Genomic DNA, 19,706 nt, shown 5'->3' with positions numbered 1-19,706 from the left:
TTGTCAAAGCAGCCTTTCGCGGCAAGGCTTGGCGGCGGCCATGGCGAAGGCGGAGGGTTGACGGGCGGCGGCATCTGACCCAGTTTCGGCGCCCCGACCATAGCGAATTCCGAGGAGGCTCCATGGCAGCGGACGCACTCATCGTCGTCGACCTGCAGAACGACTTTTGCCCGGGCGGCGCGCTCGCGGTCGCCGGCGGCGACGAGATCGTGCCGCTGGTCAACGACCTGATCCGCCATACCGAGCACGTGCTCCTGACGCAGGACTGGCATCCGGCCGGCCATTCGAGCTTCGCCTCCAGCCATCCCGGGCGGCAGGCGTTCGAGAGCATCGACATGCCCTACGGCCCACAGACGCTGTGGCCCGACCATTGCATCCAGGGCAGCAAGGGCGCCGACTTCCACACCGGACTGGCCTGGAGCAAGGCGGAACTCGTCATCCGCAAGGGCTTTCGCCCCGGCATCGACAGCTATTCCGCCTTCTTCGAGAACGATCGCCTGACCCCGACCGGCCTCGCCGGCTACCTGCGCGAGCGCGGCATCGGCGCGGTCACGCTGGTCGGCCTGGCGACCGACTTCTGCGTCGCCTATTCGGCGCTCGACGCGGTGAAGCAGGGCCTTGCCACCACCGTCCGGCTCGACGCCTGCCGGGCGATCAATCTCAACGGCTCGCTGGACACAATGATCGGCAAGATGCGCGACGCCGGCGTCACGCTGATTTGAACCAACCGCTTTTGTGGGGCAAGCGGCGTCCGCGCCGGGACTGAGGGGACATTCATGAAATTCCTGCGATTGGCTGCCATTGGTGCGGCCGGCCTCTATCTGGGCGCCGGCCCGGCGCTGGCGGCGGAGGACGGACTGCCGGGTGCGGCCATGTCGCTATGGTGGGCGTTGCCCTTCGTCGGGCTGCTCATCTCCATCGCCACCGGCCCGCTGCTCTACGCCCATTTCTGGGAACACCACTACGGCAAGATCACCGCCGCCTGGGCGGCACTGGTCATCCTGCCGCTGATGGCGTCCTTCGGCGTTGGCATCTCGGCCGAGGCGGTGCTGCACACGCTTTTGCTCGAATACATGTCCTTCATCATCCTCTTGTTTGCGCTGTTCACCATCGCCGGCGGCATATTGGTGGCCGGCAACATCCACGGCACGCCGCTGGTCAATGCGGCACTGCTGCTGATCGGCGCGCTGCTCGCCTCGGTGGTCGGCACCACCGGCGCCTCGATGATCCTGATCAGGCCGATGATCCGCGCCAACGACAACCGGCCGTTCAACGCCCATGTCGTCGTTTTCTTCATTTTCCTCGTCTCCAACATCGGCGGCTCGCTGACCCCGCTCGGCGATCCGCCGCTCTTCGTCGGTTTCCTGCGCGGCGTCGACTTCTTCTGGACGACTGCCAACCTGTGGCGCGAGACGCTGCTTGTCGGCGGCATCGTGCTTGCCGCCTTCCTGGCGCTGGACTGGGTGCTGCACATCCGCGAGAAGGGCCAGCCGAAGATCAAGGACCCGACGCCGGACTCCAGGGTGCGCATCCGCGGCCGGGCCAATTTCATCCTGCTCGCCGGGGTGATCGGGGCGATCCTGTTGTCGGCGTCGTGGAAGCCGGGCGTCGCCCTCACCATCCAGGGCGTCGAACTCGAATGGCAGAACCTGGTGCGCGACGCCCTCATCCTGATGCTCGCCTTCGTCTCGCTGTGGGTCACGCGGAAAGAATACCGCGCCGCCAACGGCTTCTCCTGGGGGCCGATCCTCGAGGTGGGCAAGCTGTTCGCCGGTATCTTCGTCTGCATCGTGCCGGTCATCGCCATCCTGCGTGCCGGCCTCGACGGCGCCTTCGGCCCGCTGGTGGCTATGGTGACGTCGGCCTCCGGCGCGCCCAACGACCTCGCCTACTTCTGGCTGACCGGGGCGCTGTCGTCCTTCCTCGACAACGCGCCGACCTATCTCGTCTTCTTCGAACTCGCCGGCGGCGATCCGCAGGCGCTGATGACGACCTTCGCATCGACGCTGGTGGCGATCTCGGCCGGCGCGGTGTTCATGGGCGCCAACACCTATATCGGCAACGCCCCCAACTTCATGGTCTACGCCATCGCCCGCGAGCGCGGGGTGAAGATGCCCGGCTTCTTCGGCTACATGCTCTGGTCGGGCGCAGTGCTGATCCCGACCTTCCTGATCGCGGGCTTCGTGTTCTTCGGGTGACGTCGGAGTTGCCCCTCACCCTTACCCTCTCCCCGCCAGCGGGGAGAGGGGGCGCCGACGTTGCCGCTTCGTCCTTCTCCCCGTTTACGGGGAGAAGGTGCCGGCAGGCGGATAAGGGGCTGTCAGGCGCTACCCCACCCCGACATAGCGCCTGACCAGCGCAGGATCCTCGCGCAGGCGCGCGACGTCGACGGTCTCGCGGTTGCGGCCGTTCTCGATGAAGGCGACGCGGTCGGCCACCGGCAGCACGGCGTCGACGCGCTGCTCGACCAATATGGTCGAGACGCCGAGCCCGCGCAGCCTGCCGACCGTCTCGCGAACCTTCGCGATCATCGACGGCATCAGCCCTTCGGTCGGCTCGTCGAGCAGCAGCACCTCGGGCTCGAGGCAGAGCGCACGCGCCATGGCGAGCATCTGCTGCTCGCCGCCCGACAGCGTGCCGGAGCGCTGCCTGAGCCGCTCGCGCAGGACCGGGAACAGATCGAGCACCGCCGCGCGCGCCGCCGCACCCTTGTTCCGCGCCATCAGCCCGATCTCGATGTTCTCGGCGACGGTCAGCTCGGCAAACAGCCGCCGGCCCTGCGGCACATAGGCGACGCCGGCCCTGGGGACTTCGTGCGCCGGCAATTCAGTAAGCTCCCGCCCGCCCAGCCTGATCGACCCGGCGCGCGCCGGCACCAGCCCCATGATCGCCTTCAGCGTCGTGGTCTTGCCGGCGCCGTTGCGGCCGAGCAGGCACAGCACCTCGCCCTTGCGCAGTTCGAGGTCGAGCCCGTGCAGCACCTCGACTTCGCCGTAGAAGCAGTCGAGGCCCTCGATGGTCAGCGCCGCGGTCATGCGCCCGCCTCCTGGGCGGTGCCGAGATAGGCGTCCTGAACGGCGGCGTTTGCGCGGATCTCGGCCGGCGTGCCTTCGGCCAGGATCTTGCCGGCGTTGAAGACGGTGATGCGGTGGGCGAGTTCCATCACCACCGGCATGTTGTGCTCGATCAGAAGCACGGTCGCGTCGCTCGCGATGTCGCGGACAAGGCCGATGAAATTGTCGATTTCGCCATCCGAAAGCCCCTGCGTTGGCTCGTCGAGGATGAGCAGCCGCGGCCTGAGCGCCAGCCCCATGGCGACCTCCAGCAGCCGCTGGTGACCGTAGGCGAGCGCGCCCGCCTGCACGCCAGCCCGCGACGCCAGACCGACCCGCTCCAGCGCCTCCATCACGCCGTGCCGCACGGCGCCGCGCGAGCGACCGTCGGTCAGCGTGCGCTGCACCGGCAGCGCGACATTGTCGTAGGCCGTGAGGTTGGCGAAGACGCTGGTGATCTGGAAGGTGTAGGCGATGCCGCGCCGGACCCTGAGATGCGCCGGCATTTTCGTGATGTCCTCGCTATCGAAGACGATCGTGCCGGCGCTCGGCTCGTAGCGGCCGCAGACGAGGCTGACGAAGGTGGTCTTGCCGGCGCCGTTGGGGCCGATCACCGCCCTGATCTCGCCGGGCTCGATCGAGAAGTCGACGCCGTCGACGGCGCGCAGCCCGCCGAAATGGCGCGAGAGGCCCTGGGTGACGAGCAGCGGCGTCATGGCAGCCACCTCGCCCAGCGTTCGCGCACGGTGCCGAGCACGCCCTTGCGGAAGAACAGCACGAGCAGGATCAGCACCGCGCCCACCACCAGCATATAGGCCGAGGTGTAGCCGCTGGTGATGTCGACGACGTAGTACATGAACAGCGTGCCGACGAGCGGTCCGAGCGTGGTGGCGGCCCCGCCGAGCAGCACCCACAGCAGCGGCAGGATCGAATATTGCACCGAGGCGAAGGTCGAGCCGACATAGCCGAAGAGCAGCGCATAGGCAGCCCCCGCCGCAGCACAGATGACGCCCGAGGCCACCACCGCCGCCAGCTTGTTGGCGAAGGTGTCGTAGCCGAGCATGCGCGTGCGCTCCTCGTTCTCGCGGATCGCCACCAGGACGCGGCCGTGGCGCGAGCGCACGATGGCGAGCGTGGCGAACAGTGCTGTGGCGAACAGTGCTGCGGCCAGGAGGTAGCGCGTGTCGGGATTGGTGAGGTCGAGCGTGGTCGCGCCAAGAGCGACCTGCCGCGCCTGCTGCTGCAGCACCAGCCCCTCGTCGCCGCGCGTCCATTCGCCGAAATAGAGCGTCACCAGGTAGAACACCTGCGCGAACATCATGGTGACGATCATGAAGGCGACGCCGGTGGTCCTGAGCGCCAACAGGCCGATGACGGCCGAGACCACCAGCCCGGCGGCGAGTCCCGAAGCGAAGGCCGCCGGTACGCCCCAGCCGAGATGGTAGAGCGGCAGGCCGGCGCCATAGAGGCCGGCGGCGAAGAACATGGCATGGCCGAGGCTGAGCAGGCCGGCATAGCCGAACAACAGGTTGTAGCCCATGGCGAAGACGGCAAGCACCAGCACGCGCGCCAGCACGGCATGGTGATATTCGGGCAGCACGAAGTTGAGCGCCACCAGCACAGCGACGACGGCGACGTGCAGGCCGTAGATTTTCGCCGTCGAAGCTTCGGTCATTTCGCCGCCGTTCCGAACAGGCCCTGTGGGCGGAACACCAGCACCATGGCGACGACCAGGGTGGCGATGATCTTGGCGAGCGTCGGCGAGAAGAACACCGAGACGATGCCGTCGGACACGCCGATCAGCAGCGCCGCCACCACCGTGCCGCGCAGCGAGCCGAGCCCGCCGATGATGACGACGATGAAGGACAAGAGCAGCGGGTCGAGCCCCATCAGGTAGTGCGCCTGGCTGATCGGCACGATCAGCACCGCGGCGACGGCCGCGAGCATGGCGCCGAGCGCGAACACCGCGCCATAGACGCGCCCGACCGGGATGCCGAAAGCCTGGGCGATCTCGCGGTCGTATTGCGTCGCCCGCATCACCAGGCCGATGCGGGTGCGGGTCAGCACGAACCAGGTGGCGAGGAGCAAAAGGGCCGAGGCAGTGATGATCGACAGCTTGTAGCCGGAATAGCCGAACCACGGCAGCTGGATGCGGTAGCTGAAGGGCGGCGCCACCGGCCGCGCCTCGGGGCCGTAGAAGGTGAGCGCCAGCTGCTGGATGATGTAGAGCAAGCCGATGGTGGCGACGATCGTCGCCTCCGGGTTGTATTCGATGCGGCTGAGCACCAGCCGCTCCGACACCCAGGCAATGGCGCCGACGATCAGCGGCGCCAGCACCAGGGCAGCCGCGAAGCCGACCGCCGGATTGCCGCTGACGGCGGTGGTGATCGCCCAGGCGAGCACCGCGCCCAGCATGAAAAACTCGCCATGCGCGACGTTGACGATGCGCATGACGCCGAACACCAGCGACAGGCCGAGTGCGGTCAGCGCCAGCACCGCGGCGGTGACGAGGCCTTCGAGCGTGGCGAGCAGGAGGTGGGGTCCGAAAGCCATTCAGGTGCGGTCTCTTGTGGAAAGCAGCGTTCCTTGGCACCCCCCTCTGGCCTGCCGGCCATCTCCCCGGCAAGGGGGGAGATCGGCAGCTGCGAGCTCGCAGCTACTCTGCAACGTCCGCGATTGGCTGGCAGGCCGATGAAAGCTGATCTCCCCCCTTGTGGGGGAGATGGCCGACAGGCCAGAGGGGGGCAACGTAGTGCACACTGCAGGCAAATCTATCGCCGCGCCCTCACAGCGGCTGCGTCGTGTAATCCGCCTCCGGCTCGTACATGCCGTCCTCGATCGAGGTGCGGTGCACGACCTTGAGCTTGCCGCCCTCGACCTTGGAGATGTTCTGGTGGCCGAAGACCTGGTGGATCTTGCCGTTGAAGATCTTGTCGCCCTGCGGGTGCTCCGGCCCTTCCTTGAACTCCTTCAGCGCCTCGGTCGCCTCGACCAGCTTGGCGCGGTCCTCGGGGCCCTTGTAGCCCGAATCCTCCATCGCCTTCTTGATGACGTAGAGCGTCTCCCAGCAGCCGTACATATGGGCCGCGGTCGACACGTCCTTGGGATCGCTCGTCGAGGCGCCGTTGTCGTCGATGCCGACGGCCTTGCGGTAGGCCTTCTGCGCCTCGCTGTCGTTGTCCTGGGCATAGCGCGGCGAGCCTTCCCAGAAATGGCTGCCGTCGAGGAACTCCAGCCCCGGGCTGTTGATGTCGACGGCCTCGAGCGAGTCGATGAAGCCGAACAGCTGCGGCTTGCTCGAGCCGTAGAACTCGCCGAGCTCCTTGACGAAGGTGAGCACGCCGGGGCCGACCATGACGTGATACAGCACCTCGGTGTCGGCGGGGATCTGCGGCAGGTATTTGGTGAACGAGCTTTCGGTCGGCGGGATCGGGATCTGGGCCGCCACGTCGCCGCCCTGCGCCTTGATCGCCGCGGTGAAATAGTCGCGATGGTCGTAGCCGAAGGCATAGTCGGGATAGATCATCGTCACCTTCTTGCCGAGGTTGGCCGCGACCCAGGGCGCGACCGAGGTGACCTGCGAACGGACGTCGGTGATGCCCGGCTGCAAGACCCAGCGGTTCAGCTTGCCCGAGGCGACATGGTAGCCCTCGCTGACGACGTAGTAAGGGATCTTGAGCTCGCCGGCGGTCGGCGCCGAGCCGACCACGACATGGGAAAACAGCGTGCCGTAGACGACGTCGGTCTTGTGCTGGCTGGCGAACTTGCCGACGACTTCGGCGCCGCGCTTGGGGTCGGTGCCATCGTCCTCGACGACGATCTCGACCGGGCGGCCGTTGATGCCGCCGGCGTCGTTGATCAGCTTGACCGCCGCGTTGGTCGTCTTCTCGTACCAGCGGCCATAGGCGGCGCCGATGCCGGTGCGGTGGGCCTGGAAGCCGATCCTGATCGGCGCCGAGGACTGCGCCTGCGCATAGCGCACGAAGCCGGGGGCGGCCATCAGGCCCGCGCCGGCGGCGATGCCCTTGAGTGCGCCGCGGCGCGAGAGGCCTTTTTTGCCGAGGTCGAAGAAGCGATTGCTGTCAGTCATGCCCTGTCCCCTTGTCGCGCGTTTTGACCAACGATCGTGCGGGTTTGACGCCCTGCCCGGCCTTGGCGGCCAGGCTGAAAATCGCATGTGTACAAACTAGATCACCAATCCGGAGGAGTGGCAATAGAGCCCGCCGCGGGGGTCGCAAACGAAGCCTCCGGCAGGGACGGCGCCACGCGGAAGCGTAGGAGCGCTCCGCCCCGCCCCCTCTGTCCTGCCGAACATCTCCCCCGCAAAGGGGGAGATTGGCCATTATCTCGGCCTTCGCCAGTCGCCACGGCCATGGCTATGCGACCTTGGATCGACATGGGGTTAGTTCTGCTGCGGACTTGCAGGACAGGCACCTGCGCTGGAGCTGCCGATCTCCCCACTCGCGGGGTCGGCAGGACAGAGGCGGCGGGTCGGATCCCGCCTACACCTTCACCAACTGCTCCACCCGGTCCTTCTCGCCGAAGATGCGCAGGTAGCGGGCGATTTCCTGCCTGTCGCCGGTCGCCTTGGCCGGATTGTCGGAGAGCTTTATCGCCGGGCGGCCATTGGCCTGGGTGACCTTGCAGACCAGCGAAATCGCATTGAGCCGGTCGGTTTCCCTGGGCGCACAGCCTTCGAAGTCGTTGGTGAGGTTGGTGCCCCAGCCGAAGGACATGCGCACCTTGCCTTCGAAATGGCGGTAGGTCTCGATGATGGTGTCGACGTCGAGCCCGTCGGAGAAGATCAGGAGCTTGGACCTGGGGTCCTGGCCCTTCTTGCGCCACCACTCGACGATCCGCTCGCCGCCCTCGATCGGCGGGGCGCTGTCGGGGCGGAAGCCGGTCCAGTCGGCGACCCAGTCGGGCGCGTCGCGCAGGAAGGCCGCCGTGCCGAAGGCGTCGGGCAGGACGATCAGCAGGTTGCCGCCATAATAGCGCTGCCAGTCGCGCAGCACCTTGTAGGGCGATTGCTTGAGCTCTTCGACGCTGTTGGCCAGCGCCGCATAGACCATCGGCAGTTCGTGCGCGTTGGTGCCGAGCGCCTCGAGGTCGGTGTCCATGGCGAGCAGCACGTTGGAGGTGCCGGTGAACGCCTTGCCGATGCCCTCCTTCAGCGCCTCGACGCACCAGCGCTGCCACAGGAAGGAGTGGCGGCGGCGCGTGCCGAAGTCGGAGATCTTGATGCCCGGCAGCTTCTTCAGCCGCTCGGTCTTGTCCCACATCTTGGCCTTGGCGCGGGCATAGAGCACGTCGAGCGCAAACGGGCCGAACGCCTTCATCGCCGAGCGCGAGCGCAGCTCGTTGATGATGGCGAGTGCCGGGATCTCCCACATGGAGGTATACATCCATGGTCCGGCGAAGGTGAGCTCGTACTGGCCGTCGCGCTTTTCGAGGTGATATTCGGGCAGCTGGAAATCCTCCAGCCAGGCCAGGAATTCCGGCTCGAATATCTGCTTGCGGCCGTAGAAATTGTTGCCGCCCAGCCAGATCATCTCCTTCTTGGAGAAGCGCAGCGTGCGCGCGTGGTCGAGCTGGTCGCGCAGCTCGCCTTCGTCGATCTCCTCGGCGAGCTTGACCGAGGTCGCCCGGTTGATCAGCGAGAAGGTGGCGTCGACCTTGGGGTGCATACCCCAGATCATCTGCAGCATCAGAAGCTTGTAGAAGTCCGTGTCGAGCAGGCTGCGCACGATCGGATCGAGCTTCCAGGTGTGGTTGTACACCCTTCTTGCGATGTCGGTCCTTGCCATGCTGCCCTTGCCTCCTCGGCGCGACCGCCCCCCGGGTGGAGGTTGCCGCAACCATGTCGCTAGCATTGGGATATAGCGCAGTGGCGATCAAGCGTCTGGCGACAAAAAAGCGGCGCCTGGCCCATGCCGCTGCGGGGTGGTCCCGAAACGTCGGGACCACCAGTGCGACCCTTGGAAAAGGGCTAGGCCATGACCTTGCCGTCGGCGTCGAACCTGTAGGTCCGTGCCGCATCGGGCGTGGCGTAGAGCGTGGCGCCCGGACCGGTCCGGTATTCGCCGAACAGACGGATGGTGACCAGGCCGGCCTTCTCGGTCTCCAGGAACACGTTGGTGTCGGCGCCGAGATGCTCGGCATGGACCACCGTGCCCTTCCAGGCGCCGGAGGTGTCGCTGACGGCGATGTGCTCGGGGCGGACGCCGACGGTCTTGACCGTCTGGCCGAGGCGGGCGCCGTCGATGAAGTTCATCTTGGGTGAGCCGATGAAGCCGGCGACGAACATGTTGGCCGGCTTGTTGTAGAGCTCCATCGGCGCGCCGACCTGCTCGACGCGGCCAGCATTGAGCACGACGATGCGGTCGGCCAGCGTCATCGCCTCGACCTGGTCGTGGGTGACGTAGATCATGGTCGACTTCAACCGGTTGTGCAGCTGGGCGATCTCGAGGCGGGTGTTGACGCGCAGCGCCGCATCGAGGTTCGACAGCGGCTCGTCGAACAGGAACAGCTTGGGCTCGCGCACCACGGCGCGGCCGATGGCGACGCGCTGGCGCTGGCCGCCGGACAGTTCGGCCGGGCGGCGCTTGAGGTAGGGCTCCAGCGACAGCATCGCCGACGACGTGGCGATGCGCTTGTCGATCTCGGCTGCCGGCGTGCCGGCCTGCTTGAGGCCGAGGCCCATGTTGTCGCGTACGGTCAGGTGCGGATAGAGCGCGTAGGTCTGGAACACCATGGCGATGCCGCGATTGGCCGGCGGCACGTTGTTGACGCGCTGGCCGTCAATCATGAGGTTGCCCGAGGTGGCATCCTCGAGGCCGGCGACGATGCGCAGCAAGGTCGACTTGCCGCAGCCCGAGGGGCCGACGAAGACGACGAATTCACCGTCCTTGACGTCGAGGTCGATGCCCTTGAGCACGTCGACCGGACCGAAGGACTTCTTCACATTCTCGATCTTGAGAGATCCCACAGGCAGTTCCTTCCTGTTAGAGCTTGACGGGGCGGCCGGTGCGGACGCTTTCGTCCGCGGCCAGGCACACGCGCAGCGATTTGACGGCGTCCGCCATGTGGCGGGTGAGGTCGATGTCCTCGCGGATGGCTTTCAGCACGAAGGCCTGCTCGCGGTCGCACAGCCCCTGATGGCCGGGCTCGTCCTTCATCGACAGATCCTGGTCGGCGTGGGCGAAGTTGCCGTCCGCCCCGAGATCGGCGCGGTGCACCCGGATCATGTTGGTCTTGGTGTGGGAATCGACGTCGTCGGACTTGGTGGCGGCCTCGTTGACGACGATCGACACGCTGCCCCTGGGCGAGATCACGTCCTTCACGAAGAAGGCCGTCTCCGACATCATCGGACCCCAGCCGGCCTCGTACCAGCCGACCGAGCCGTCGGCGAACAGCACCTGCAGGTGGCCGTAATTGTACATGTCGGGCGCGATCTCGTCGGTCATGCGCAGGCCCATGCCGCGCACCTCGACCGGCTCGGCGTCGGTGATCTGGCACATGACGTCGAGATAGTGCACGCCGCAGTCGACGATCGGCGAGGTCGTCTTCATCAGCTGCTTGTGGGTGTCCCACTTGTGGGCGGAGGACTGCTGGTTGAGGTTCATGCGGAACACATACGGCCCGCCGAGCCCGCGCGCCTCGCCGATCAGCCGGATCCACGACGGGTGGTGGCGCAGGATGTAGCCGATCACCAGCTTGCGGCCGTTGGCCTTGGCGCAGGCGACGACGCGTTCGGCATCTGCCACCGTGGTCGCCAGCGGCTTCTCGAGGAAGACGTGGCAACCCGCCTCCATGGCCATCACCGCATAGTCGGCATGGCTGTCGGAATAGGTGTTGATCGAGGCGACGTCGGGCTTCAGCTCGCGGAGCGCGCCTTCGAAGGAGCGCTGGATGCCATAGCCTTCCATGCCCGCGGGCAGCGGCACGTCGGAGCGGTTGACGAGCGCCGCGATCTCGAAGCCCGGATTGTTGTGGTAGGCGAGCGCGTGGCTCCGGCCCATGTTGCCAAGGCCGGCAACGACGACGCGAAGTGGCTTTTCTGTGGTCACTTGACTGCTCCGGAAGTGATGCCGCGGATGAGCTGCCGCGAGAAGAAGAAGTAGAGGACGAGCACCGGCAGGATGGCCAGCGACAGCGCCGCGAGCACGGCGTTCCAGTTGGTGACAAACTGGCCGATGAACACCTGGGCGCCCAGCGTCACGGTCTTGGTCGCCTCGGAGGGCGCCAGGATCAGCGGGAACCACAGGTCGTTCCAGATCGGGATCATGGTGAAGACCGCGACCGTCGCCATCGCCGGCCGCACCAGCGGCAGCACGAGGCGGAAGAAGATGCGGTACTCGGAAAGCCCGTCGATGCGGCCGGCATTCTTCAGGTCGTCCGACACCTGCTTCATGAATTCGGACAGGATGAAGACTGCCAGCGGCAGGCCCTGCGCGGTGTAGACCAGGATCAGCGCCGTCAGCGTGTTGACGAGGCCCGTCGCCACCATCAGCTGCAGGATCGCGACGGTGCCGAGGCGGATCGGGATCATGATGCCCAGGGCCAGGTAGAGCCCCATCATGGTGTTGCCCTTGAAGCGGTACTCCGACAGGGCGAACGCCGCCATGGCGCCGAACAGCAGCACGAAGAACAGCGACATCACGGTCACGATCAGGCTGTTCTGGAAGTAGAGGAAGAAGTCGCCCTGGGCCATCACCGTCTTGTAGCCGATGAGGTCGAAGGTCTCCGCCGTCGGCGGCGCCAACGGCGACCGGAAGATCGCGGCGCGCGACTTGAACGAGTTGATGACGATCACGATCACCGGGAACAGCGCGATGGCCGTGTAGGCGAGCAGGATCGCATGTGCGCTTATGGTGCGCGGCAGGGAAGAGGCAGCCTTGCTCATGACACCCTCAGAACTGGTAGCGGCGCAGCCGCGTCTGGATGAGGAACAGGTAGAGGCACACGCCGGCGAGGATGATGAAGAACATCATCGAGGCGATGGTGGCGCCCATGTTCTTGTCGCCGATCTGCAGCTGGAAGCCGAAGAAGGTGCGGTAGAGGAACGTGCCCAGGATGTCCGTGGCGTAGTTCGGGCCAGCCAGCGCGCCCTGCGCCGAATAGATCAGGTCGAAGGCGTTGAAGTTGCCGACGAAGGTCAGGATCGAGATGATGCCGATCGAAGGCAGGATCAGCGGCAGCTTGATCTTCCAGAACTGCGACATGCCGGTGATGCCGTCGCATTCGGCGGCCTCGATCACCTCGTCGGGGATCGACAGCATGGCGGCGTAGATCAGCATCATCGGGATGCCGACGAACTGCCACACCGAGATCAGGCTGAGCGCTGTGAGCGCATATTCTTCCTTGCCGAGCCACGGCACGAACAGGCTCCTGAGGCCGGCGAGGTCGAGCAGGTTGGGGGCCACGCCCCAGAGCGGGCTCAGGATCAGCTTCCAGGCGAAGCCGACGATGACGAAGGACAGCAATGTCGGAATGAAGATGGCGGTGCGGTAGAAGGCCGAGAATCGCAGCTTCGGGCTCGACAGGAGTGCCGCCAGCACCACACCGATCGGGTTCTGTACCAGCATGTGGATGACGAAGAACCAGGTGTTGTTGCCGAGCGCGTTCCAGAACGATGCCGACCAGCGCGGATCGCCGAACAGCGTGCGGAAATTGTCGAAGCCGGCAAACACCTGGCTGTTGTCGACATTGCGGAACAGCGACAGCTGCAGGGTGCCGAACAGCGGCAGGATCATGACGGCGGTATAGACCAGCACTGCCGGCGCCAGGAACACGGCGATGTGCCAGCGCGTCGGTCGTTTGTCTTGGCTATGCACTAAGCTTTGCTCCGACATCTCAAAAGTCCTTGGTCCGGCCCGACGAGGCCGTTGAAGTTGTTTGCGAGGATGTGCCCCGGCGACGCGTCCGGCCAGCTTGGCCATGGATGCAGTAGCGCATCTTCGGATGCGCTAATTCAAGCCCCAAATCGAATCCGCGGGTCCGAATCCGAGGAGGACGGGAGGGCGCCGGAGCGCCCTCCCAGCGAGCATCAAGCCCGCCGCATTACTTTGCCGGCTTGTACCAGCTGTCGAGGCCCTTCTGCAGCTCGGCGGCTGCTGCTTCCGGGGTCTGCGTGCCGTTGATGACATTGGCCGACTTCACCCAGGTCTCGTTCTCGAGGTTCGGCGTGCCGCGCGACAGGATCTGGTAGGTCGAGCGGATGGTCGGCTTGCACTTCTCGCGCCAGGAGACGAATTCCTGGGCCAGCGGGTCTTCCATCTTCACCGGAGCCGAGTTCAGGCTGAAGAAGCCCGGCAGAGCGTTGGCGTAGATGGTCGCGAACTCAGGCGAAGCAATCCAGGAAAGCAGCTTCTTGGCGGCTTCCGGGTTCTTGCTCTTGGGGTTCAGGCCGACGCCGATGTCGTTGTGGTCCGAGATGTAGCAGGTGTCGCCAGCCTTGCGGACCGGCGGCGGGAAGGCGCCCATCTTGAACTGGGCCTGCGTGTTGAAGGTCGCGATCTCCCACGAGCCGGCCGGGTAGATGGCGGCGCGGCCGAGCGTGAAGAGGTTCTGGCTGTCCGGATAGGTCTGGGCTTCGAAGCCGTCGCCGAGATAGGGCTTCCACTTGGCGAGCGTCGCCAGCGGCTCGACCCACTGCGGGTCGGTCAGCTTCTGCTCGCCCTTGATCAGCGCCAGACGGCCTTCCTCGCCCTTCCAGTAGTTCGGGCCGATGTTCTGGTAGCCCATGGTGGCGGCTTCCCAGAGGTCCTTGGTGCCCATCGCCATCGGGATGTAGGTGCCGTCGGCCTTGATCTTGTCGAGGGCGGCGAAGAACTCGTCCTCGGTCGCCGGCACGGCGATGCCGAGCTTCTCGAAGGCGTCCTTGTTGTAGATGAAGCCGTGAATGACGGACGCCATCGGCACGCAGAAGGTGGCCTTGCCGTCGTCGGTGGTCCAGGCGGACTTGGCGACCGGCGAGAAGTTTTCCATGCCCGACAGGCCGCTCAGGTCGGCGAGGTGACCCTTGTTGTAGAGCTCGAGCGAGGCGTCGAACGGACGGCAGGTGATCAGGTCACCGGCCGAGCCTGCGTCGAGCTTGGCATTGAGGGCGGCGTTGTACTCGGTCGGAGCCGACGGCGCGAAAGTCACCTTGATGCCCGGATTGGCCTTCTCGAACACCGGGATCAGCTTTTCCTGCCAGATGGCGAGGTCGTCGTTGCGCCAGCTCTCGATGGTGAGCGCGGCGTCCTGGGCGAGCGCAGCCCCGGCGGAGCCGAGGATGCTGGACGCCATCAGCAGTCCAGTAAGCAACCTGTATTTCATTTCCGTTCTCCCTGTTTACCTTCCAAGGCCTCTACTGACGAGAGCCTTTGCTCCCCTCGAGCTTCGACAGTGCGGACCTGAGTTTCTGGTCCGCCCCATCCAGAAGTTGGTTTGCCGCCTCCAGGCTCGCTGCCCCCGCAGCCAGCAGGATCGCAATCTTGACCGAGCCGCCGCTCCTATCGAGCAGCGCCTGCGCCTCGGCCGTGTCGCAGCCTGCGATGGCCGAAACCATGCGGGCCGCGCGTTCATGCAGCTTGATGTTGTCTGCAAGCAGATTGACCATGTAGCCGTCATGCACGTGGCCGAGATGGATCGCGGCCATGGTCGACATCATGTTGAGTGCGATCTTCTGCGCCGTGCCGGCGCCCATGCGGGTCGAACCGGCGACGACCTCCGGCGGCGTCGCGAGCAGCACCGAAGTTTCGGCGATGCCGAACATCGGCGCGCCGGCATTGTTGGCGACGGCGATGGTCGCCGCGCCGCGGCGCCTGGCTTCTTCCAGAGCGGCCATGGCGAAGGGCGTCGAGCCGCTGGCCGAGATCGCGATCAGGCAGTCATCCGCGCCGAGCCCGGTCGTGGCGACGTCACGCACGGCCTGGCCGGCATCGTCCTCGGGTGCGCCGGCGAGGTTGACGAGCGCGTCCGCTCCGCCCGCAAGCAGGATGAAGACGCGGTCGCGCGGGATGCCGTAGGTGCCGGGCAGCTCGAGCGCGTCGGCCAGCGCCATCAGGCCGGAGCTGCCGGCCGCGGCATAGACGAGACGTCCGCCCGCCGCGAGGCTGGCGGCGATCTTGTCGGCGGCTTCGGCGATTTCGGGGATAGCGGCGCGCACGACGGCGGCGGCTTCGAGCTGGGCGTCGGCGAGCAGCGCCAGAACGGCTTCGGGTGCCCGGGCATCGATCCCCGAGGCATCTTTGTGCACCGCTTCCGTACGCCGTGGCGCCATTCCATCTCTCCCTTGTTCTCGACAATACCAAAAAAATACCACTTGTCCAGACGCGTTAACAAATTCCTTTGCTGCAACGCAAGGCAGGCTGAAAACTCGATAAAATTCAATAGAATGAGGATACGATGCCAGTCGCGGGAATTTAAGGCTTGGCTATTGGTATTTTATTGGTATTATCGATGGCGAGGAGACAACGCCGTGGATCTTGTGCTCGGGATAGATGGTGGCGGAACCGGCTGCCGGGCGGCCGTGGCCACCCAGGCCGGCGACGTTTTGGGTCGCGGCAAAGGCGGGCCGGCGAACATCCGCACGGACCTCGAAGGCTCGCGCGACAACATCGTCGAGGCAGCCCGCCTGGCCTTCGCCGATGCCGGCCTCGACCCTTCCTTATTTGCTTCCACCGACGCCGTGCTCGGCCTCGCCGGCGCCAATGTCGGCGACTACAAGCAGCGGCTGGAGGCCATCCTGCCCTTCCGCAACAGCGACGTGGAGAACGACTCGCTGATCTCGCTCGAGGGCGCGATCGGCGACCATGACGGCGCCATCGCGGCACTCGGCACCGGCACCGTCTATCTGGCGCGCCGGCGAGGCAAGTTGCGCCCGGTCGGCGGCTGGGGCTTCCAGATCGGCGACCTCGGCAGCGGCGCCCGCATCGGCCGCGACCTTTTGCAGGAAACGCTGCTGGCCCATGACGGCATCCGCGGCGGCTCCGCCCTGACCCAAACCATCCTGGAACGCTTCAACGGCAATCCCGGCGAGATGGTCGAGTTCACCACGGCCGCCAAGCCGGTCGACTACGGTGCCTTCGCGCCGATGGTCTTCGCGGCGGCGGCCGAGGGCGACACGGTCGCCGGGCGGCTGGTGGACCGCGTGGTGGCGGAGGTCGAGGAAACGCTTGCGGTCTTCGACCTGGCGGCACCAGAGCGCCTGTGCCTCCTGGGCGGGCTCGCCGGCCTCTATGCGCCGCTGCTCTCCGAACGCTACCGGGCGATCATGCATCCGCCGCTCGGCGATGCCATCGCCGGCGCCGTGCAGATGGCGGTCAGGAAATTCGGCAAGCCGGGAGGCGGCCATGGATGATGCAGCGGAACGCATCTTCGAGACGCTGCGCGAGGTCGGCCAGAGCGGCGCGCCGCTCTACCTGCAGCTCAAGCGCAACATCGAGGAAGCCATCCGGCGCGGCCTGATCGGCCCCGGCGACGCGCTGCCGGCGGAACGCGAGATCGCCGCCCGCGCCGACATTTCGCGCGTCACCGTGCGCAAGGCAGTGCAGGATCTGGTCAAGTCGGGTGTTTTGGTGCAGCGGCACGGCTCCGGCACCTTCGTCGCCCCGCGCATGGAGCGCGTCGAGCAGTCCTTGTCCCGGCTCACCTCGTTCAGCGAAGACATGGCGCGGCGCGGCATGACGGCTCGCTCGCAATGGCTCGACCGCGGCATCTACACCGCCTCGCCGGACGAGATGATGGTGCTCGGCCTGTCGGCAAGCGAACTGGTGTCGCGGCTCAGCCGCCTGCGCATCGCCGACGACACGCCGCTGGCCATCGAGCGGGCGACGATTTCGGCTTCGGTGCTGCCCGACCCTCGCGAAGTCACGTCGTCGCTCTATATGGCACTGGGCAAGACCGGCCACCGCCCGGTACGCGCCGTGCAGCGCATCTCGGCCGTCAATCTCGGCGAGGCGGACGCCAAGCTGCTCGATGTGCCGGCGGGCTCGGCGTGCCTGCAGATCGAGCGCATATCCTATCTCGCCACCGGCAAGGTGATCGAGTTCACCAAGTCGGTCTATCGCGGCGACGCCTACGACTTCGTCGCCGAACTGAGGCTGCCCGGGGCGGAAGGGCCAGAAGGAGAAAGTACTTGAACGCGACTACCCATATGCGGCGCGAGATCGCCGAAATCCCCGAGGCCACCGCGCGCCTGCTCGAAGGTTCGGCCAAGGAACTGGCCGAGACCGGCCTGCACCTGAAGCGCGCCCAGCCCCGCTTCGTCACCACCGTCGCCCGCGGCTCGTCCGACCACGCCGCGTCCTTCCTCAAATATGCGATCGAGCTGACCGCCGGCCTGCCGGTGGCCTCCATCGGCCCGTCGATCTCGTCGATCTACGGCGCCAAGCTGAAGCTCGCCGATTCCGCCTGCCTCGCCATCTCGCAGTCGGGCAAGAGCCCCGACATCGTCGCCATGGCCGAGGGCGCCCGCGCCGGCGGGGCGCTGACGGTCGCGCTGACCAACACCGCCGGCTCGCCGCTGGCGGTCGCCTCGGAGCACGCCATCGACATCCGCGCCGGGATAGAAAAGAGCGTCGCCGCCACCAAGACCTTCGTCAATTCTGCGGTCGCCGGCCTCGCCGTGCTCGGCCACTGGACCGGCGACGCCAAGCTGCTTGCCGCTCTCGACGCGTTGCCCGAGCATTTCGCCAAGGCGGTCGACTGCGACTGGATGGGCATCGCCGAAGCGCTGACCGACGGCAATTCGCTGTTCATCCTCGGTCGCGGCCCGTCCTTTGCCATCGCCAACGAGGCGGCGCTGAAGTTCAAGGAAACCTGCGCGATGCACGCCGAGTCCTACAGCGCGGCCGAGGTCATGCACGGCCCGCTGGCGCTGGTGCGTCCCGGCTTCCCGGTGCTGGCGCTGGCCGCCCGTGATGCCTCGGAGCCGTCGATCGCCGAGGCAGCCGACGGCCTCGCCGACCGCGGTGCTGCGATCCACATCACCTCGTCGCTGGCCAGGAAGGCCAAGGTGCTGCCGCACGTCGCCACCGGCCATCCGCTCACCGATCCGTTGATGCTGATCGCCTCGTTCTACGGCTTCGTCGAGGCCTTCGCCCGCCACCGCGGCCTCAACCCCGACAGCCCGCCCAACCTGCGCAAAGTGACCGAAACGATATGAGCGAACGTCTTGCCATTGCTGCCGGGCGCATCTTCGACGGTGACGCCTGGCACGAGGATGCCGCGCTCCTGGTCGCCGACGGCGTGGTCGAGGGCATCGTTTCGCGCCGCGACGTCCCGTCGGGCGTGAAGATCGCGGAGGCGGGCGCCATGCTCGTCCCCGGCTTCATCGACCTGCAGGTCAACGGCGGCGGCGGGCTGATGCTCAACGACAAGCCCGACGTCGACACGCTGGAGGTCATCTGCAAGGCGCAGATGCCCTTCGGCACGACGGCGGTGCTGCCGACGCTGATCACCGACACGCGCGAGATCACGCGCTCGACCATCGCGGCCGGCGCGGAGGCGGTCAGGCGCAAGATGCCCGGCTTCCTCGGCCTGCATCTCGAGGGTCCGCATCTGTCGCTCGCCCGCAAGGGCGCGCACGACCCCAAGCTGATCCGGCCGATGGACGACGACGACCAGGCGGCGCTCATCGCCGCGCGTTCGTCGATGCCGGTGCTGCTGACCACGGTCGCCCCCGAATCGGTCAAGGCCGAGCAGGTCAAGGCGCTGGCGGAGGCCGGCATCGTCGTCAGCCTCGGCCACACCGACACCAGCTACCGCACGGCCCGGGCCTACGCCGAGGCGGGCGCCTCGATGGCGACGCACCTGTTCAACGCCATGAGCCAGATCGGCAACCGCGAGCCGGGGCTTGCCGGTGCCGCCATCGAAACCCCGACCTTCTCGGCCGGCCTCATCGCCGACGGCGTCCATGTCGACCCGGCGACGATGCAGATCGCGCTCAAGGCCAAGAACGGCCCGGCACGCATCTTCCTCGTCACCGACGCCATGGCCACCATCGGCACCGACCTGAAATCGTTCCAGCTCAACGGCCGCACCATCAGGCGCGAGAACGGCCGGCTGACGCTGGAGGACGGCACGCTCGCCGGCGCCGACCTCGACATGATCTCGGCCATCCGCTTCATGCACGAAAAGATCGGCTACGACCTCGGCGAGGCGATCCGCATGGCCTCGCTCTATCCGGCGGAATCGGTCAGGCAGGACCACCGCCTTGGCCGACTGGCCAAGCGCTATGCGGCGAACGCCGTGCAACTGACCGACGGGCTCGACGTGTCGGGCACCTGGATCGACGGCAAGAAGGTGTTTGGGGCTTAGGTCGCCTACGTCAAGCGACGAGCGGCCCCTCATCCGCCTGCCGGCACCTTCTCCCCGTAAGGACGGGGAGAAGGGACAAGCGGCGCCATCGGCGCCCTTTTGCAGATGAATTGGAGACCTGCTCCAACGCCGATGCCTCTCTTCGGAGAGAAGCCCAGCTCGACGCCGACACCCCCCTCTCCCCGTTCTTCACGGGGAGAGGGTAAGGGTGAGGGGCAAACCCCTAGAGCGACGGACTTTCATATGAGTCCATATCCAGCGGCGTTGAAGTAGTTTCTGCATTCTGTTGGCGAGAAGAGATTGCAGATGTCACCGATGGCCTTCCACAGGGCATCGATGGTTCTG

The 19,706-nt window shown here is 66.4% G+C and carries 18 protein-coding genes and 1 pseudogene; 6 read left to right on the top strand and 13 right to left on the bottom strand.

Annotation, left to right across the window (positions count from 1 at the left end; translation table 11 throughout):
- Positions 1–122: 122 nt before the first annotated feature.
- Together pncA and AmiPiv_RS24400 are read left to right on the top strand one after the other, a co-directional pair.
- The gene (pncA, locus tag AmiPiv_RS24405) at positions 123–722 is read left to right on the top strand and encodes a bifunctional nicotinamidase/pyrazinamidase (RefSeq protein WP_340041751.1); all 600 of its coding nucleotides are present in this window, start codon (positions 123–125) and stop codon (positions 720–722) included.
- 54 nt (positions 723–776) lie between these two features.
- Positions 777–2,198 (top strand): sodium:proton antiporter, encoded by a 1,422-nt coding sequence (locus AmiPiv_RS24400; protein ID WP_340041749.1) that lies wholly within the window; start codon positions 777–779, stop codon positions 2,196–2,198.
- 129 nt (positions 2,199–2,327) lie between these two features.
- Here AmiPiv_RS24400 and AmiPiv_RS24395 read toward each other — a convergent pair whose 3' ends face one another.
- The 12 genes from AmiPiv_RS24395 to AmiPiv_RS24340 form a co-directional block, all read right to left on the bottom strand.
- Complete coding sequence (locus tag AmiPiv_RS24395; RefSeq protein ID WP_340041747.1) at positions 2,328–3,035, bottom strand: ABC transporter ATP-binding protein; 708 nt, start codon at positions 3,033–3,035, stop codon at positions 2,328–2,330.
- A complete protein-coding gene (locus AmiPiv_RS24390) occupies positions 3,032–3,769 on the bottom strand; it encodes an ABC transporter ATP-binding protein (protein WP_340041745.1) in 738 nt (245 codons plus the stop codon). Before AmiPiv_RS24390 ends, AmiPiv_RS24395 begins: the two co-directional genes overlap by 4 nt.
- On the bottom strand, positions 3,766–4,728 hold the full coding sequence (locus AmiPiv_RS24385) for a branched-chain amino acid ABC transporter permease (RefSeq protein ID WP_340041743.1): 963 nt from the start codon (positions 4,726–4,728) through the stop codon (positions 3,766–3,768). The genes AmiPiv_RS24390 and AmiPiv_RS24385 overlap by 4 nt, the downstream gene beginning before the upstream one ends.
- A complete protein-coding gene (locus AmiPiv_RS24380; RefSeq protein WP_340041741.1) occupies positions 4,725–5,606 on the bottom strand; it encodes a branched-chain amino acid ABC transporter permease in 882 nt (293 codons plus the stop codon). The genes AmiPiv_RS24385 and AmiPiv_RS24380 overlap by 4 nt, the downstream gene beginning before the upstream one ends.
- A 232-nt stretch (positions 5,607–5,838) precedes the next feature.
- Complete coding sequence (locus tag AmiPiv_RS24375; RefSeq protein WP_340041739.1) at positions 5,839–7,143, bottom strand: ABC transporter substrate-binding protein; 1,305 nt, start codon at positions 7,141–7,143, stop codon at positions 5,839–5,841.
- 412 nt (positions 7,144–7,555) lie between these two features.
- On the bottom strand, positions 7,556–8,860 hold the full coding sequence (pncB, locus tag AmiPiv_RS24370) for a nicotinate phosphoribosyltransferase (RefSeq protein ID WP_340041737.1): 1,305 nt from the start codon (positions 8,858–8,860) through the stop codon (positions 7,556–7,558).
- A gap of 182 nt (positions 8,861–9,042) precedes the next feature.
- Positions 9,043–10,041 (bottom strand): ABC transporter ATP-binding protein, encoded by a 999-nt coding sequence (locus AmiPiv_RS24365; RefSeq protein WP_340041735.1) that lies wholly within the window; start codon positions 10,039–10,041, stop codon positions 9,043–9,045.
- A gap of 16 nt (positions 10,042–10,057) precedes the next feature.
- Positions 10,058–11,122: a Gfo/Idh/MocA family protein gene (locus AmiPiv_RS24360; RefSeq protein ID WP_340041733.1), complete on the bottom strand. Its 1,065-nt coding sequence runs from the start codon at positions 11,120–11,122 to the stop codon at positions 10,058–10,060.
- Positions 11,119–11,958: a carbohydrate ABC transporter permease gene (locus AmiPiv_RS24355; RefSeq protein WP_340041731.1), complete on the bottom strand. Its 840-nt coding sequence runs from the start codon at positions 11,956–11,958 to the stop codon at positions 11,119–11,121. Before AmiPiv_RS24355 ends, AmiPiv_RS24360 begins: the two co-directional genes overlap by 4 nt.
- Positions 11,959–11,965: 7 nt before the next feature.
- The gene (locus AmiPiv_RS24350) at positions 11,966–12,907 is read right to left on the bottom strand and encodes a carbohydrate ABC transporter permease (protein ID WP_340041729.1); all 942 of its coding nucleotides are present in this window, start codon (positions 12,905–12,907) and stop codon (positions 11,966–11,968) included.
- Positions 12,908–13,115: 208 nt separating this feature from the next.
- Positions 13,116–14,375 carry an ABC transporter substrate-binding protein gene (locus tag AmiPiv_RS24345; protein ID WP_340041726.1) on the bottom strand — a complete coding sequence of 420 codons (1,260 nt, stop codon included), beginning with the start codon at positions 14,373–14,375 and terminating at the stop codon, positions 13,116–13,118.
- 31 nt (positions 14,376–14,406) lie between these two features.
- Positions 14,407–15,321 carry an N-acetylmuramic acid 6-phosphate etherase gene (locus tag AmiPiv_RS24340; RefSeq protein ID WP_340041724.1) on the bottom strand — a complete coding sequence of 305 codons (915 nt, stop codon included), beginning with the start codon at positions 15,319–15,321 and terminating at the stop codon, positions 14,407–14,409.
- Positions 15,322–15,519: 198 nt separating this feature from the next.
- On the opposite strand from AmiPiv_RS24340, the gene AmiPiv_RS24335 reads away from it, so the two are divergent.
- The 4 genes from AmiPiv_RS24335 to nagA are packed head-to-tail and all read left to right on the top strand — an operon-like array spanning position 15,520 to position 19,361.
- Positions 15,520–16,401 carry an N-acetylglucosamine kinase gene (locus AmiPiv_RS24335; RefSeq protein WP_340041722.1) on the top strand — a complete coding sequence of 294 codons (882 nt, stop codon included), beginning with the start codon at positions 15,520–15,522 and terminating at the stop codon, positions 16,399–16,401.
- Positions 16,394–17,182 (top strand): GntR family transcriptional regulator, encoded by a 789-nt coding sequence (locus AmiPiv_RS24330; protein ID WP_340041720.1) that lies wholly within the window; start codon positions 16,394–16,396, stop codon positions 17,180–17,182. The genes AmiPiv_RS24335 and AmiPiv_RS24330 overlap by 8 nt, the downstream gene beginning before the upstream one ends.
- 14 nt (positions 17,183–17,196) lie before the next feature.
- On the top strand, positions 17,197–18,207 hold the full coding sequence (locus AmiPiv_RS24325) for an SIS domain-containing protein (RefSeq protein ID WP_340041767.1): 1,011 nt from the start codon (positions 17,197–17,199) through the stop codon (positions 18,205–18,207).
- Entirely contained in the window at positions 18,204–19,361 is a 1,158-nt protein-coding gene (gene nagA / locus AmiPiv_RS24320) for an N-acetylglucosamine-6-phosphate deacetylase (RefSeq protein WP_340041718.1), read from the top strand. The genes AmiPiv_RS24325 and nagA overlap by 4 nt, the downstream gene beginning before the upstream one ends.
- Positions 19,362–19,600: 239 nt before the next feature.
- On the opposite strand, the pseudogene AmiPiv_RS24315 reads toward nagA, so the two are convergent.
- A pseudogene (locus AmiPiv_RS24315) lies at positions 19,601–19,706 on the bottom strand (IS630 family transposase); the annotation flags it as partial.

The organism is Aminobacter sp. Piv2-1, assembly GCF_037625995.1.
Classification (GTDB): Bacteria; Pseudomonadota; Alphaproteobacteria; order Rhizobiales; family Rhizobiaceae; genus Aminobacter.
The sequence above is the reverse complement of the archived record's forward strand: the minus strand, read 5'-3'. Positions and strand labels throughout refer to the sequence as shown.

Excerpts from the sequence above, each read along its gene's own strand:
- pncA (WP_340041751.1), top strand. The coding sequence starts at position 123 with ATGGCAGCGGACGCACTCATCGTCGTCGACCTGCAGAACGACTTTTGC.
- AmiPiv_RS24380 (WP_340041741.1), bottom strand. The coding sequence starts at position 5,606 with ATGGCTTTCGGACCCCACCTCCTGCTCGCCACGCTCGAAGGCCTCGTC.
- pncB (WP_340041737.1), bottom strand. The coding sequence starts at position 8,860 with ATGGCAAGGACCGACATCGCAAGAAGGGTGTACAACCACACCTGGAAG.
- AmiPiv_RS24330 (WP_340041720.1), top strand. The coding sequence starts at position 16,394 with ATGGATGATGCAGCGGAACGCATCTTCGAGACGCTGCGCGAGGTCGGC.
- AmiPiv_RS24345 (WP_340041726.1), bottom strand. The coding sequence starts at position 14,375 with ATGAAATACAGGTTGCTTACTGGACTGCTGATGGCGTCCAGCATCCTC.
- AmiPiv_RS24350 (WP_340041729.1), bottom strand. The coding sequence starts at position 12,907 with ATGTCGGAGCAAAGCTTAGTGCATAGCCAAGACAAACGACCGACGCGC.
- AmiPiv_RS24385 (WP_340041743.1), bottom strand. The coding sequence starts at position 4,728 with ATGACCGAAGCTTCGACGGCGAAAATCTACGGCCTGCACGTCGCCGTC.
- AmiPiv_RS24400 (WP_340041749.1), top strand. The coding sequence starts at position 777 with ATGAAATTCCTGCGATTGGCTGCCATTGGTGCGGCCGGCCTCTATCTG.
- AmiPiv_RS24355 (WP_340041731.1), bottom strand. The coding sequence starts at position 11,958 with ATGAGCAAGGCTGCCTCTTCCCTGCCGCGCACCATAAGCGCACATGCG.
- nagA (WP_340041718.1), top strand. The coding sequence starts at position 18,204 with ATGAGCGAACGTCTTGCCATTGCTGCCGGGCGCATCTTCGACGGTGAC.
- AmiPiv_RS24390 (WP_340041745.1), bottom strand. The coding sequence starts at position 3,769 with ATGACGCCGCTGCTCGTCACCCAGGGCCTCTCGCGCCATTTCGGCGGG.
- AmiPiv_RS24375 (WP_340041739.1), bottom strand. The coding sequence starts at position 7,143 with ATGACTGACAGCAATCGCTTCTTCGACCTCGGCAAAAAAGGCCTCTCG.
- AmiPiv_RS24340 (WP_340041724.1), bottom strand. The coding sequence starts at position 15,321 with ATGGCGCCACGGCGTACGGAAGCGGTGCACAAAGATGCCTCGGGGATC.
- AmiPiv_RS24395 (WP_340041747.1), bottom strand. The coding sequence starts at position 3,035 with ATGACCGCGGCGCTGACCATCGAGGGCCTCGACTGCTTCTACGGCGAA.
- AmiPiv_RS24325 (WP_340041767.1), top strand. The coding sequence starts at position 17,197 with ATGCGGCGCGAGATCGCCGAAATCCCCGAGGCCACCGCGCGCCTGCTC.